The organism is Alteromonas sp. ABV4_150, assembly GCF_056311745.1.
Genome location: NZ_CM149971.1, coordinates 3,841,103 through 3,856,536 on the forward strand (window position 1 = coordinate 3,841,103; position 15,434 = coordinate 3,856,536).

Annotated in this window: 9 protein-coding genes; 5 read left to right on the forward strand and 4 right to left on the reverse strand. The window is 44.1% G+C overall.

Features of this window, described 5'->3' with window-relative positions; all coding sequences use genetic code 11:
- Nucleotides 1-41 precede the first annotated feature (41 nt).
- The 3 genes from ACYX4M_RS16645 to pabB all read right to left on the reverse strand — a co-directional run bounded on the left by ACYX4M_RS16645 (nucleotide 42) and on the right by pabB (nucleotide 3,671).
- A complete protein-coding gene (locus ACYX4M_RS16645) occupies nucleotides 42-1,415 on the reverse strand; it encodes an L-serine ammonia-lyase (RefSeq protein WP_476080951.1) in 1,374 nt (457 codons plus the stop codon).
- A gap of 152 nt (nucleotides 1,416-1,567) precedes the next feature.
- Nucleotides 1,568-2,140 carry a CoA pyrophosphatase gene (locus ACYX4M_RS16650; protein WP_476080952.1) on the reverse strand — a complete coding sequence of 191 codons (573 nt, stop codon included), beginning with the start codon at nucleotides 2,138-2,140 and terminating at the stop codon, nucleotides 1,568-1,570.
- A gap of 70 nt (nucleotides 2,141-2,210) precedes the next feature.
- Nucleotides 2,211-3,671, reverse strand: coding sequence for an aminodeoxychorismate synthase component I (gene pabB / locus ACYX4M_RS16655; RefSeq protein WP_476080953.1), 1,461 nt, complete (start codon nucleotides 3,669-3,671; stop codon nucleotides 2,211-2,213).
- Nucleotides 3,672-3,914: 243 nt separating this feature from the next.
- On the opposite strand from pabB, the gene ACYX4M_RS16660 reads away from it, so the two are divergent.
- Both ACYX4M_RS16660 and rmuC read left to right on the forward strand, forming a co-directional pair.
- The gene (locus ACYX4M_RS16660; RefSeq protein ID WP_334060134.1) at nucleotides 3,915-5,444 is read left to right on the forward strand and encodes a fumarate hydratase; all 1,530 of its coding nucleotides are present in this window, start codon (nucleotides 3,915-3,917) and stop codon (nucleotides 5,442-5,444) included.
- A 270-nt stretch (nucleotides 5,445-5,714) separates the two neighbouring features.
- Nucleotides 5,715-7,004: a DNA recombination protein RmuC gene (gene rmuC / locus ACYX4M_RS16665; protein ID WP_476082901.1), complete on the forward strand. Its 1,290-nt coding sequence runs from the start codon at nucleotides 5,715-5,717 to the stop codon at nucleotides 7,002-7,004.
- Nucleotides 7,005-7,047: 43 nt separating this feature from the next.
- Here the strand turns inward: rmuC and ACYX4M_RS16670 are convergent, their stop codons facing one another.
- A complete protein-coding gene (locus ACYX4M_RS16670; protein WP_476080954.1) occupies nucleotides 7,048-11,019 on the reverse strand; it encodes a S8 family serine peptidase in 3,972 nt (1,323 codons plus the stop codon).
- Nucleotides 11,020-11,536: 517 nt separating this feature from the next.
- Here ACYX4M_RS16670 and ACYX4M_RS16675 point away from each other — a divergent pair.
- Genes ACYX4M_RS16675 through ACYX4M_RS16685 form a run of 3 tightly spaced genes read left to right on the forward strand, consistent with a single transcriptional unit; the run spans nucleotide 11,537 to nucleotide 15,415 of the window.
- Nucleotides 11,537-12,724 carry a thiamine pyrophosphate-dependent dehydrogenase E1 component subunit alpha gene (locus ACYX4M_RS16675; RefSeq protein ID WP_476080955.1) on the forward strand — a complete coding sequence of 396 codons (1,188 nt, stop codon included), beginning with the start codon at nucleotides 11,537-11,539 and terminating at the stop codon, nucleotides 12,722-12,724.
- Nucleotides 12,724-13,701, forward strand: a complete 978-nt coding sequence (locus ACYX4M_RS16680) for an alpha-ketoacid dehydrogenase subunit beta (protein ID WP_334060137.1) — start codon at nucleotides 12,724-12,726, stop codon at nucleotides 13,699-13,701. Before ACYX4M_RS16675 ends, ACYX4M_RS16680 begins: the two co-directional genes overlap by 1 nt.
- A gap of 16 nt (nucleotides 13,702-13,717) precedes the next feature.
- Nucleotides 13,718-15,415, forward strand: coding sequence for a dihydrolipoyllysine-residue acetyltransferase (locus ACYX4M_RS16685; RefSeq protein ID WP_476080956.1), 1,698 nt, complete (start codon nucleotides 13,718-13,720; stop codon nucleotides 15,413-15,415).
- Nucleotides 15,416-15,434: the final 19 nt, after the last annotated feature.

Below are 15,434 nucleotides of genomic sequence, written 5' to 3' on the forward strand. Positions count from 1 at the left end.
CCCTTTTTTGTTTTTAATCTTTGTTCGCGGTGCGCTGACAATTAACACTCGATGATATTAACCGCGAGGCCGCCCCTGGCTGTTTCTTTATATTTTGTTTTCATATCATTACCTGTGTCTCGCATGGTCTTAATCACTTTATCTAACGACACTTTTTGCTCACCCGTGCCTCGTAGCGCAAGGCGTGAGGCATTAATTGCTTTTATTGCCCCCATGGCGTTGCGCTCAATGCATGGAACTTGAACAAGGCCACCCACAGGGTCACAAGTCAATCCAAGGTTGTGTTCCATGCCGATTTCAGCAGCATTTTCTACTGATGCCGCAGTACCACCCATTATTTCCGCAAGGGCACCAGCAGCCATTGAACACGCAACACCTACTTCTCCTTGGCAACCCACTTCGGCACCCGAAATCGATGCATTCTCTTTATATAATATGCCAATAGCCCCTGCAGTAAGAAGAAAGCGGCTGGCTACTTCTTCATCTACAGGACGAATAAATTTATCTACGTACTGCAGTACTGCGGGAATAATACCTGCAGCACCATTTGTAGGCGCAGTTACGACGCGCCCCCCAGCTGCATTTTCTTCATTCACTGCCAGAGCAAAAAGGTTTACCCAGTCCATGGTTTGCATGGGGTCATTCGTATGCTCGGTCTGCAGACGACGATAAAGAGCAGGGGCACGACGAACTACCTTTAAGCCACCAGGTAAAATGCCTTCGCTTTCAATACCACGCTGAATACAGGCTTTCATCACCAGCCAGATATGATGTAGCTGCTGCTTAACTTCGTGTTTCGGCCTAAATGTGGTTTCATTACGCAACATCAATGAGCTGATACTCAAACCATTGTTTTTACACAAAGCCAGTAATTCTTCAGCTGTTTTGAAAGGAAAGGGCACCGATGCTTGTAGGCTAGCTGCATGGGCCTTTGTAGCATCAAAATCTTCATCTTTGATGATAAAGCCGCCACCGATGCTGTAATAGGTCTGCTCTTTTACTAACTCATTTTTTGAGTAAGCATAAAAAGTCAGCGCATTTGCGTGCTTTGGCAATGTTTTACGCCGATGAAAAACAATGGCGTTTTTGTTTGGGAAGCGAATAAGTTTCTTGCCGTTTAGGCACAATGCTTCGGTGTTACGTATTTCTTCAAGTTTGCTGTCAATGGTATCAACGTCCACAACGTCTGGGATTTCGCCTAACAATCCTAAGATTACGGCTTTCCCAGTACCATGGCCGATACCTGTTTGACCTAGTGACCCAAACAGTTCAACTTTTACACTATCAACCGAATCAAAAAGCGCAGTGTCTTGCGCTAACTCAGAAACAAACTCGGCTCCTGCTTTCATTGGGCCTACGGTGTGAGAGCTTGATGGGCCGATACCCACGCTGAACATATCAAATACACTGATCATAAACATTCATAAATTAAAACTAAGTAATATTATGATCATGCATCCACCACACTAAAAGCTCAATACAGAAAAGCTAATAGAGGGATTAGTTTTGCTAATAGGCTGTAAAGATTAATTTATAGCTTCTTGAGTGACAGCTAAAATCTAAGCTATCAAGGGTGAATATGATGGGAGAGGTTTCGCAGTATAGCCGCCGTTGCTCCCCAAATCATGCGGTGTTGCCAAGGTATAAAATAAATAGGAAAAGTTTTCTTATGGCGGTGGGTGTTATGGACGAGGTGATTTTTTCTATCAAGCACATGAGCAAGCGGTACTTCAAAAGCGCTCTCTACTTCATTTTTGTCAATAACAGGCGCGAAATCGGGTTTTACGAAGCCCACAACGGGCGCAATTTCATAGCCACTAATCGTGCGGTATTTTGGCAGCATGCCGATAACATCTACGTGAGTAGACGGAAGGCCGACTTCTTCTTGTGCCTCGCGAAGCGCAGCGTCAAAGAAAGATTTGTCGGTGTCGTCAACAGCTCCACCCGGAAAGCTAATTTGGCCGGGGTGATGTTTTAGATGGTGTGCACGCTCAGTTAGTAATAGCTGTAGAGAGTTGTCATAATCTATCAAGGGTATTAACACCGCAGCGGGCCGCCCCTTTTTCTTCAAAGGAAAGTCTGGCTCGGTACGAGTCAGCCTAAAGTGATGAAATTGTGATAAAAATTCGCTTCTCTTCATAGATACTTTTACTCGAAAACTACATACATAGCGCAGTTCGCTTACAGTGAGCGCGATTAAAACTGTGTTTTTACTGGTTCATCGATGCTAACACAGGCAGTATTTTTGAGACCTTATCAAGGGTTTCCTGATATTCATCGCTAGGTACGGAATCTAGTACAATACCACCGCCTGCCCAGCAATGTAATTTATTATTCTCTGCCAAAACCGTTCTTATACAGATACTTGAATCCATATCTTCTCGATACCCCATATAAAACACACTACCGCAATATATATGTCGGCGATGGGGTTCTAGTTCATCAATCACTTCCATAGCACGAATTTTAGGAGCACCGGTAATCGAACCACCTGGGAAAGCCGAAGCTAGAAGTTCTAAAGGCGATGAAGCGTCGTTTAATTCGCCCGTTACGGTACTAACTAAATGATGTACTGCTTCATAACTTTCAAGTGCAAACAGTGCCGGCACCTTTACTGAATGAGGCTTACAGTGTTTTGAAACATCGTTGCGAAGCAGATCTACAATCATAAGGTTTTCTGCACGATCTTTCTCAGCACTAAGCAAGCTCTGCGCACTGGCTTTGTCTTTTTCCATGTCACTAAAGCGAGGGCGAGTACCCTTAATAGGTTTAGTTTCTACAAGGCCGTTTTTTACACGCAAAAAACGTTCGGGTGAAATAGACGCAATGCAGCCTTGTGCAAGATTGTAATAGGCAGAGAAAGGCGCTTGATTCTGATTTCGTAACTCACAATAGGCCTGCCATATGTTACCTTCAAAGTCTGCACTAAATCGCTGTGCCATATTTACCTGATAACAATCGCCTGCTCGCAAGTATGCGTGAACTTTATCTAAACACACTTCATAGGCGCTTTTTGTCAGGTTAGACTTAAAGGGCGATGTGAGCTTAAAATTATCCGAAGTTGAAGCTTGCTCAAACATATTAAATACCTTGGATATCGGCCGATTGTCCGCGCAGCAATAGTAAATATATCCGGTTTGGGTGTCTTCAATAAGTGAACTCAAGTAAAGGCCAACACTGAAGTCTGGTGAACTGTAATCGTTTTTAGCCATACTGGGTAACACTTCGTAGAATCGACCAGTGTCATATCCAGCCATTCCAGCTACACCAACAATAAAAGGTAGGTGGGAAGTGTCAAAATCAGCTCTCACCTCAACAGACTGAAACTTAGCATGCAAATGCGCTTGCACAGCTTCGAAAGGCCGCATGTTAAGTGGTTGGCGCGATGCGGTGTGTAAATTTACGAGTTCTGTAACTTGACCTTTCGCCTCAATAACCGCTGTGGGTGAAAAAGCCATTATATTAAACCGGCCCTCGCTCTTAAATGAACCTGAAGTATCTAATAAAATTGCATAGGGCTGGGCAGATATTTGTCCGAATAACCTATTAAAAACGCTAGCCTTATCACAATCTAGCGCAAATTCGTCGGCTAATTCCTGTTGGGTAAAACGGTTAACATAAATATTGATAGTATCTGCGTGTGGCATAGGTTTTTCTGTACTTCTTTTCATCTAGGCCGTCAGGTGCTAAAAGCGCAAAAAGAGCAGCCTCCTATTTGTAACTGAAACTTGCGACCAAGCGTAATTCTTGTCGCTTCTACAACGCTTTCTAATGCTTCTTTATAATATAGCGTGTAAAAATATCTGGAATTAACCCCAAGCACATTGTTTTGCATGGTGCGATGTCTTGAGATGCGCTAGTATACGCTTTTTTAGCTAGCTAAGACCACGAAAGCCAAATAAAAAGAGGATGTCATGACCGTTATCCGTCAACAAGACTTCATTGACAGCATTGAAGATGCCCTGCAATTTATTTCTTACTATCACCCACTTGACTACGTTAAGGCCGTAGAAGAGGCGTACAACAAAGAGAAGAGCCAAGCCGCAAAAGATGCGATGGCACAGATTCTTATCAACTCGCGTATGTCTGCCGAAGGAAAGCGCCCTTTGTGTCAAGACACTGGTATTGTGACCTGTTTCGTTAAAGTGGGTATGGGCGTTACATGGGACAAAACTGACATGACCGTTCAAGAAATGGTCGATGAAGGTACCCGTCGCGCTTATCTTAACCCTGACAACCCGCTTCGTGCATCTATTGTAGCTGACCCAGCTGGTGCGCGTAAAAACACGAAAGATAACACGCCATCTGTTGTTCACATCGACATGGTTGCGGGTGAAAAGATTGAAGTAATGATCGCAGCAAAAGGTGGCGGTTCAGAGAATAAATCTAAAATGGTTATGCTAAACCCAAGTGATGATATCGCTGACTGGGTTGTTAAAACCTTGCCTACAATGGGTGCAGGATGGTGTCCTCCCGGCATGCTGGGGATAGGTATTGGCGGTACAGCTGAAAAAGCTGCGGTACTTGCTAAAGAAAGCCTAATGGACCCAGTAGATATTCAAGAGCTTATTGAACGTGGTCCACAAACTACTGACGAAAAACTTCGCTTAGAAATTTTTGACCGAGTTAACAAACTGGGTATCGGCGCACAAGGCTTAGGCGGCTTAACGACCGTTGTTGACGTTAAAATTAAGTCTTTGCCTACACATGCTGCATCCAAGCCAGTGGCTATGATACCTAACTGTGCTGCAACACGTCACGCACACTTTTATTTAGACGGATCAGGTCCAGCAGAACTTACACCGCCTAAGCTTGAAGATTGGCCAGAAGTAACGTGGGAAGTGAGTGAAAATACTCGCCGCGTGAATCTTGATGAAGTGACCAAAGAAGACATCCAAGAGTGGAAAGTAGGCGAAACGGTATTACTATCAGGTAAAATGCTTACTGGCCGTGATGCCGCACACAAACGCATTCAAACCATGATGGAAAATGGTGAAGGTCTTCCTGAGGGCGTTGACCTAACCAATCGCTTTATCTATTACGTGGGTCCAGTTGACGCCGTGGGCGACGAGGTAGTAGGTCCGGCTGGCCCTACAACAGCGACGCGTATGGATAAGTTCACAGACATGATGCTGGAACAAACAGGTCTTATTGGCATGATTGGTAAAGCAGAGCGCGGCCCTGCAACAGTTGACTCTATTGCAAAACACAAGGCCGTGTATCTTATGGCAGTAGGTGGGGCAGCATACTTAGTATCGAAGGCGATTAAAAACTCACGTGTTGTAGCATTTGAAGATTTAGGTATGGAAGCAATCTACGAGTTCGACGTAGAAGACATGCCGGTGACCGTTGCTGTAGATAGCACGGGTGCAAATGCACATAAAAATGGCCCAGCGATTTGGAAGGCTAAAATAGAAGAGCTAGACGAGTCTCTTTCTAAATAGTCAGTGACACTGTCGCTTTTAAATTAACGTTAGCAAACACGAAGGTCGCCACATAGTGGGTTTGTTTGGGTTACCAAAACTTATTTAAAAGCTTCAATCTATTTGATAAACGGGCGTGTCCACGCCCGTTTTTTAATACCGATATACAGAACATAACTCGTGTAAAAGACTACCACGAAGCAGAAACCTGCCGTTTATATCTTTGTAAGTTGGTATATTTTCCTTATTTTGTTTATAGTGCTGTACAAAATAACAGTATGAATGCGCACTATGATTACCAACCTCATTTCTAGCGAACCCATTGCCTTTTTAATCGCCTTTATTAGTGTTTGTGTACTAGCACTTTATTCCTTCATTCGTAGCCAAACGAATTCAACCAAGCTTTCACAAACTTCCCAATATTGCGAACAATTGCAAAGTCAATTGAACGACGAGCGTGTATCTAGTGCGAAGCTGCAGGCACAAAACGAGGCTCACCAAGCAAGAATTCAGGCGCTGCATACGGCACATGAAGATAAATTAGCTGCTATGAACGCATCTGAACAACGGTTGCAAACTCAGTTTGAGAATTTGGCGAACCGTATTTTTGAAGAGAAACAACAGCGCTACACCCAACAAACCAAACACAACATTGAGGCTGTGCTGGCACCGTTCAAAAATGAATTAGATGGCTTCAAACGCCAAATTTCAGAGCAGCATATACGCGAAGGCCAGGAGCGAGCGTCACTTAAGACAGAAATATTAGGCTTAAAAGCTCTAAATCAAAAAATAACAGAAGAAGCAGCTGCACTTACCAATGCACTAAAAGGTGATAACAAGAAGCAGGGTAACTGGGGTGAAGTCGTTCTTGAACGCATTCTTAAAGAATCTGGTTTACGGGAAGGACACGAATTCGAAACTCAAATGTCTGCAACATCCGAACAAGGCAAGCGTTTCCAGCCCGATGTAGTAGTGCATTTGCCAAACGATAAAGACGTAATTATCGATTCAAAAGTGAGCCTTGCAGCTTATGAGCGTTTTTTTAATTGTGATGATGAAATGGAAAAAGCGCAGTTCTTAACGCAACACGTAGCTTCAATTAAGGGGCATATTAAAGGTCTTGGCGCAAAAGATTACCAGAATTTAAAAGGCTTAAAGACGTTGGACTACGTTTTGCTTTTCATCCCCATAGAGCCCGCTTTTTTAATCGCTGTAGAGGAAGAGCCCGACTTAGTCACCATGGCGCTTAACCACAATATTATGCTAGTAAGCCCAACAAACTTACTTGTAGCGCTTAGAACTATTAATAATATTTGGCAATACGAGTACCAAAATCAAAATGCACAGCTAATTGCAGAACAGGCTGCTAAGTTATATGACAAATTCGTAGGCTTTGTTACTGATATGGAAAAAGTAGGAAAGTCTATGGATACCGCTCAGGCAAGCTATGAACAAGCAATGAATAAATTAACTAACGGGCGAGGGAATATCGTCAGACAGATTGAAAAGTTTCGTGAACTTGGGGTTCAGCCAAGTAAACGGATGTCACAGCACTTACAGCAACTTTCTAAAGACGATTAAAAAAAAGGCCGCGATTGCGGCCTTTTTACACTTTAAGTAAACGTTACGAACGTTTCATGCGTCTACGCAGGTATACCGCTGGTGCAAGAAGTAATGCAATCCAGCCCATAGAGCCACCAGATTTATCGTTGACTGGAATAGTCACGGTTTCTGTCGTTGTATCGATGCCGTCCGTTGCTGTCACTTGTACTGTTACAGTCTCTGATTGCTCATGACTTGGTGCTGTACCAGTGATTGACGAAGTTTCAACACCGTCAATAGTGATGGTAACGTCATCGCCGTCCGCATCAGTAGCAGATGCAGTAACAGTAAATGATTCACCTTCGTCAACACTCGATGGTGCAGAGATCGAAAGTACAGGTGCATCCTGAACGCCAGCAACTGCTACTGAAACAGTACCTTCGCCTACGATGTCGCCTTCAACAACTTCGCCAGCATCGTTAGTGGTGCCCTCAACCTGAACTGTATAGGTAAATGAGTCTTCACCGAAGAAGTCTGCATTTGGCGTGTAGGTTACCGTACCATCATCGTTAACCATCACTGTACCGTTTGCTGCTTCAGTAGTGACTGTAACAGTTGACGGGTCAAGTGGCGCTTTATCGATGGTGATCGGCGTAAACGTACGGAAGTCTCCAGAAAGCGATTCCATGGTAAACGAATTGATGATGGTGCTATCCATCTCGTTAGCAAGAATGTTAGCCGTCACCGACGCATCTTCGTTAACCGATAGCATATCGTCCATATACTCGCTTGAAGGAAGAACAGTACCATTATAGCTGAACTCAATTTCATCGCCTGGTGATGATGCTAAAATAAACTCATCACCAGCTACAGGAAGCGTTCCTTGAGTGCCAGCCGTTGTTAAAGCACCCAGTGTAAAGCCAGCAGTACCTGTATTATTTTCAAAACCTGCAACAGTTGCGTATTGAGGGCTATCCATTTCACCATAAACAAAGTGGATACTATCAAAAGCAAAGTCATACCAAATTTGGAAATTAAAGCTAGTATCAGGAATACCCCACAATTGAGCATTTTCCCATTCAATTACCAGCAATGAGCCATTAGGACCGTTTAAGTTAGCTGCATATAAGTTACCAGTACCTACATCACCAGCATCAGTACCAAGTAAATCAAGGTCAGTCCAAAAAGGAGCTAGTACGTTGTTTGGTTCATTACTGTCTGGCAAAACAGCAGGTGAAGGTGTAGTTACGTTGCCCGATGATGTACCAAGAGAAATGTAACCATTTGAAGAAACCTGCATTGACGTGTAGGTCTTGCCAAGGTAAGTCATTTCAGGGAGGCCAGTTAGCGTGATAGACGTGTCATCACACGAACCAGAACACGTAAGAGGCTGTACACCTAATGCAGCCATTGGCAGGTAACCACCTGTTAGCGCTGCAATCGAAGTGTCAGAATCAAGTGAATACGACGAGGTATTCAATGCACCTTCCCAATAGATTTCACCTTTATCGGCGTCGTAAGATACTGGCTGTTGGTCTCCATTCTTAACCGCTGCGATACTAGAAGGGTCAATTTCGAACTTGTGATCGATTGAACCAGTAACACCAATCATACCTGTCACATTTTGGTTAGTTGCTGATGCAGTTACTCGAACTAACTCTTCCTCTTCAGCCAAACTAGTACTAACATCACTACTAAACAATTCTGGTCTATCTGTGCTAATAGGGTAAACCGCAACAGGAATGAAATAATCCGTTGTTGTATCGTCAGTGTCAGCCCAGTTGATGCCACCGAAAGACCATGAGCCTGTAGACGCTGTTGTAACATCTACCGCAACCATGATTTCAGCAGACGCGCCAGCAGGCAGGGTAGCCATTTGTGGTGTAACGGTTGCTACAATTGCAGGGTCGTTAAACATCACTGTTGCGTCAACAGTCACGTCTTCGTCACTGGTATTTGTTACTGTTATAGACATTTCGCAGTTCAAATAACAGTTACCGTCTACTAGGCTTAGGTCGCTGTAAGTAAGCTCAACACTAGTTGCACGTGGAAGATCTAAACGACCAGCGCCCATATCAAAGTTGTCAGCTTGTGTAGCAGCGTCTTCTTTTAACACGTCACGAATTGACGAGGTTACAAGCGCGCTCTTAATTTGCTGTGCAGTCCAGTCTGGATGCATCTGCTTGATAAGTGCTGCAGCGCCAGCTACGTGTGGTGACGCCATTGACGTACCACCTTTGAACGAGAAGTTCTCGCCTACATGCCCAGGGGCATCTGGAGATTCACCTGAGAAAATTCTCACACCCGGTGCAGCAATATTCGGCTTAAGGAAAGTAGGATCGCCGTTAGGACCACGTGAGCTAAAGTCAGCCATAATGTCCGCTAAGCTTTCAGATACAACGCGAACTACCTCAGCGCCAATGGTAATGTTAACTGCTTCTTCTGAGCCTGAGATTAGCGTTGCCAGCTCTTGACCCGGCGTTGCAGGTACCATGAATGAAGGAACCGTCTGATCTGGGCTAAGACCGCCCATTAAGATAGGAGCTTCGCCACGACCATCAACGTTATGAATTACAACCGCAACCGCACCTGCAGCTTCGGCATTTTCAATTTTTGTTACGAATCCACATGTACCACGGCTGATAAGTGCAATAGCACCATCAAACGCTCCGGCAGCAAACTCTTCACAGCCTTCAACGTTTGCTTCTGCAACTTCACCAGCATAAACAACAGGTGCAGTTAAAGCCGTATCAAAAACGATGTCAGGATTGCCAACAGAGTAAAGCGCCGGAATGGTACCAATCGATGTGTCACCTTCAATCGTCAACTCGTTAGCAAACAATCGATCGGTTGTAGTTGCCGCTACAGTGATTACGTCCTCGGAGCAACCTGGGCAACCAATTGTACCTTCGCCTGGACCATCGTTACCGGCTGCAAATACAGTCACAACGCCAGCGTCGTGCATGGCTTCAAGTACGTCTTCATATACAGAGCCGTTAGGGTTACCGCCAGCGCCGCCGCCCCAAGAGTTATTAACAACATCAGCGCCGTCTGTTAGCGCTGCTTCCAACATAGAAAGCAACATTGAAGAAGCACCGCTAGAAGAAGCTGGGTTTGCCGGTGTGGCATAAAGGCCTTTATAAGCCATAAGATACGCTGCAGGAGCAACACCTGAAATTTCCGCTTCAGCACCATCACGTTCAGCCATAACGCCAAAGTTACCAACGGCAGTACCAGCAACGTGCGTACCGTGACCGTTAAAACCTAGCGGGCTTTCATATTCTTCTTCAACAACAGCAAAACCTTCTACGATGTCGGCTGCACGTGCAACGATTAGCTTGTTGTTACAGAAGTCAGGGTCTTCTGAACAGTAATCGTCAGTAGGTAGCGTATCAGCAGCAGGCGCTTCGAAATTCTCACCGCTAAACAGTGGGTTTTCAGGGCGGATACCACTATCGATGATGGCCACTTTAACACCAGCACCAGCACTTTCTTTACCGCCGAACTGTTCCCATGTCTCAACTGCACCGATTAAATCCAGGCTAGCATCCATTTGTGCGTGATGGATAACGTCAGGATATACAGCCTTTACTGTTGAGAGGCTAGATAACTTATCTAATGCACTCTTAGAAACGATACCTGCAAAACCGTTAAATGCTGCAGTATAAGAAAGATCTGCTTTAAAAGACTTGTCAAAAGCTTTGATCGATTGAATAACAGATTGCTGTTGTGCCTCTAGGAATGATTTATATTCCTTTGCTGCATTAGATTCAAAGTTAACCTTTTGTCCCTTGTGCGCAGCCATGCTGCTAACACTGGGGTTTACTCCGCTGAACTGCGCCATCGGCGCATCGTTTAGCTGGATGATTACACGAACACTATCACTGTTTACCTGGATAGCATTAGCAAGTATGTTTTTCTTGTCGAATGAGGCCTCGATTGCGTTTTGTTGTTCAACGCTGTGGCCGGAGATTTGATTTGTTAGTGCGAACGCGCCAAATGCAGAACCTGCAAGTGCGGTTGCAACTACCGTACTGATAATTGTTTTTTTCATAATTATTCTCGTGTGAATAGTTCCCTGGGTCTGACAATCTATGTAACGCTTTAAAGGTCATTTGCCTTTTTAATCACCATGAATCGCCATGACACATTTATTGTTAGCACAATTTTTCGGGTTATGTAATGTGTATTTCATAAATACACAATTTACATATTTTGTTACATTTGGATGTAGGCTAATTATGAAATAAAGCTAGAATAATTAGCCGAAATAATGCAGAAAATCCGCATATAATTGAAATAAAATTACATAAACAAGCACAGCCGTTCTGTCGTCTTACGTTAATTTCATCGCATCTTGCAAAATTTTCATCCTACGCCGTTATCAAAATATTTACATACATTTTACTTTGTTAGGACAGTTATCCTCCCGAATGTTGCTAATTGAGTATGCCTATCTCATACATTTGAATATTTACCTTTGAATAAGAAAGACACTCCTGTGTTTTCTCATCTAGCATATTTTTAACTTTTCAAGTCGCTATTAACCCTCATATTTAAGGGGAACAAACGTGAAAGATAGAAATCATTTGGCCGAAGTAAAAACGACAAACAAGGTCGAAATTATTAAGAAAGGGGTTGTTGATATCCCGATGCTTCAAATCTTGTCGGCGGAAGGCCAGCTTATTGAAAAAGCGATAGAGCCGGAACTTGACAAAGATGAGGCATTAAAAATTTTTAATACCATGCATTACATCCGTGTATTGGACGAGCGCATGGTTGGTGCACAACGTCAAGGGCGTATAAGTTTCTATCTCGCCAGTACAGGTGAAGAAGCAGCATCAGTAGCAAGTGCAGCAGCGTTGTCGGATGATGACATGATTATGTCTCAATATCGCGAACAAGGCGCACTCGCATATCGTGGTTATACGACAGAGCAATTCATGAACCAAATGTTTAGCAATAAGGATGACCCGAACAAAGGCCGTCAAATGCCTATTCATTACGGTGATAAGCCCCTAAACTTCATGACTATATCGTCGCCGTTAGGGACACAAATCCCTCAGGCTTCAGGTTATGCGTATGGACAGAAAATGTCAGGTAAAGACGTGGTTACCATTTGCTACTTCGGTGAAGGTGCCGCGTCAGAAGGTGATTTCCATGCAGGCTTAAATATGGCGGCTGTTCTGAACTGCCCAGTAATCTTTTTCTGCCGCAATAATGGTTATGCCATATCAACGCCAGCAGAGGAACAATTTGCCGGTGATGGTATTGCGTCGCGAGGCCTAGGCTATGGCATTAAAACTATCCGCGTAGATGGAAATGATGTTTTAGCTATTTACGCAGCAACAAAAGAAGCCCGTCGAATCGCCATCGAAGAAAAGTGTCCTGTGCTTATTGAAGCCATGACATATCGCCTAGCCGCACACTCTACATCAGATGATCCAACAGGTTATCGCTCCCGTGAAGAAGAAGACAAATGGCGAGCAAAAGACCCTATAGCTCGCATGGAAAGGTGGCTAGAGAGCAAAGGGTGGTTTGATGCAGCAGAAAACCAAAAGCGTGTTGATAAAGCGAGACAAGACGTGTTAGCGGCTATGAAAAGTTGTGAAAAGACAGACATATGCGCTATTGAAGACATCGTAGAAGATGTGTACGACACAGCGCCTTGGCACCTCAAAGAACAGCTTAACGAACTAAAAGCCCACATCAAAAAATACCCTAAGATGTACCCTAAAACCGCAGGGAGAGTTAAATAATGGCTAAGATGAACTTACTACAAGCAATTAACAATGCACTCATTACAGCCATGACCGAAGATGAGAAAGTAATGGTCTTTGGTGAGGATGTGGGTCACTTTGGTGGCGTATTCCGTGCCACAAGTCACCTTCAAGAAAAATTTGGTAAAGCCCGGTGTTTTAACACGCCACTCACTGAGCAAGGTATTATTGGCTTTGCAAATGGATTGGCTTCGCAGGGCTCTGTTCCTGTGGCAGAAATTCAATTTGGTGACTACATCTTTCCTGCTTTTGACCAGATCGTAAACGAGACGGCCAAATGGCGCTATCGTTCAGGTGGACAGTTTGATGTAGGTACTTTAACTATTCGTACACCGTACGGTGGTGGGATAGCTGGCGGTCATTACCATAGCCAGTCACCTGAAGCATTCTTTGCCCACTGCCCGGGCCTCAAGATTGTTATTCCACGAGACCCTTACCAAGCAAAAGGTCTATTACTTGCGTCGATACGGGATAAAAACCCCGTATTGTTTATGGAGCCTAAACGACTTTATCGAGCGTCTGTATCCGATGTGCCAGAAGAAGATTACGAGTTGCCTCTGGGTAAGGCTGATATTGTGCAAGAGGGTAGCGACATTACGCTTCTTGGCTGGGGTGCCCAGATAGAAATCCTGCAAAAGGCTGCAGAGATGGCCCTTGAAGATGGCGTGTCGTGTGAGATTCTTGATTTACGAAGCATACTTCCATGGGATGTTGAGACAGTGATGCAATCTGTCATGAAAACAGGTCGCTTACTCATTAACCATGAAGCTCCGCTAACAGGTGGCTTTGCAAGCGAAATAGCGGCGAGTATTCAAGAGCGTTGTTTCTTATACCTTGAAGCGCCTATTGCCAGAGTTTGTGGGCTAGATACGCCTTATCCACTGGCTCACGAAAAAGAATATATGCCAGACGAGACCAAAACGTACGAAGCTATCAAGCGTACGCTTCATTATTAAGCCGGGAGACAATGAAATGACAATTGAGTTTATCTTACCGGACATTGGTGAAGGTATTGTTGAATGCGAACTTTTAGAATGGTTAGTTTCTGAAGGTGAACACATCGAAGAAGACCAGCCCGTAGCTGAAGTAATGACCGACAAAGCTACCGTTCAAATTCCAGCCATGCATGCTGGAGTAGTTAATAAACTACATTATGCGGTTGGCGATATTGCAAAAGTCCATGAGCCACTATTTTCAATGACGCCTGACGATGCAACCGATGAAAATGCAAATAGCGACTTAACCACTGACGCGAATGCACATAGTGTAAAAGAAAACGCTGAGGGACCTGAACAAACAGCGGCAGACACTGGAAGTTTATCAACGTCGGAAGCTTTAAATGGCAAGCATATTGAGGACTTTATTCTGCCAGATATCGGAGAAGGTATCGTAGAGTGTGAAATCGTCAAATGGAATGTAGCCGAGGGCGATGAAATTGAAGAAGATCAAGCCGTTGTTGAAGTGATGACCGACAAGGCAGTGGTTGAAATTCCTGCTAAAAACGCGGGAACCGTGCATCGACTTTATTACGCGCAAGGTGACATCGCTAAAGTACATAGTGCCTTGTTTGCACTCGAAGTTATGGGCGATTCTTCAGTAACAAACAACACATCTGACAATTCAGATGATGCATCTAAAGCGACAAGCACGCCATCCTCAAATGCTTCACAAACCTCAAATGAAAAAACACAATCGAAATTTAGTGATGGTGAGTTTGAACCACCTATTGCTATTGAAGGTAAGGTGCTAGCGAGCCCTGCGGTAAGACGTATTGCTAGAGAAAAAAATATCGACCTTTCTTCGGTTAAAGGCACTGGTAAAAAAGGGCGTATTCTTAAGTCTGACGTAATGAACCTACAACAAACGAATGTTGGTGCGTCGGCACAAGATACATCATCTGCTTCGTCAATCGAGTCCACTTTACATAAAAGTGATACGAATAGCGCAAACACTGTGGTTAAAGGCAGCGTTAAGACTGAAAAAGTGCGCGGTATACAGGCCGCCATGGCCAAGCAAATGTCCGCGTCGGTCTACACAATTCCTCATTTCACTGTAAGTGACGAGTTAGTGATGGACAACCTAATGTCATTGCGTAAGTTGCTCAAGCCTGAGTTTGAGGCTAATAACGTTAAATTAAGCTTTATGCCATTTTTCGTAAAAGCGATGTCACTGGCACTTAACGAGTTTCCTGTAATTAACAGCCAGCTCAATGATGATACCACCGAGATTAGCTACTATTCTGATCACAATATCGGTTTTGCGGTCGATTCCAAGATTGGGCTTCTAGTGCCTAACATAAAACGGGTACAAGACCTTTCACTACTGGATATCGCCCGTCAAATGCAAGACATAATCGAGCAGGCGAGAGCAGGGCGCGTAGCCGGCGAGCATCTAAAAGGCGGTACTATCAGTATCTCAAACATTGGTGCTATCGGCGGTATCACTGCGACGCCGGTAATTAACAAGCCGGAAGCCGCTATTGTGGCGTTGGGTAAAACGCAAAAGCTTCCTCGCTTTGACGATGAGGGTAATGTTAGCGCACAACATATTATGGCAGTTAATTGGTCTGGTGATCACCGTATCATTGATGGTGCAACTATGGTGCGCTTTAATAACTTATGGATGAGTTATCTTACTCAACCAGAAAAAATGCTAATGCACCTTAAATGATCTACCTAATACATTTTGA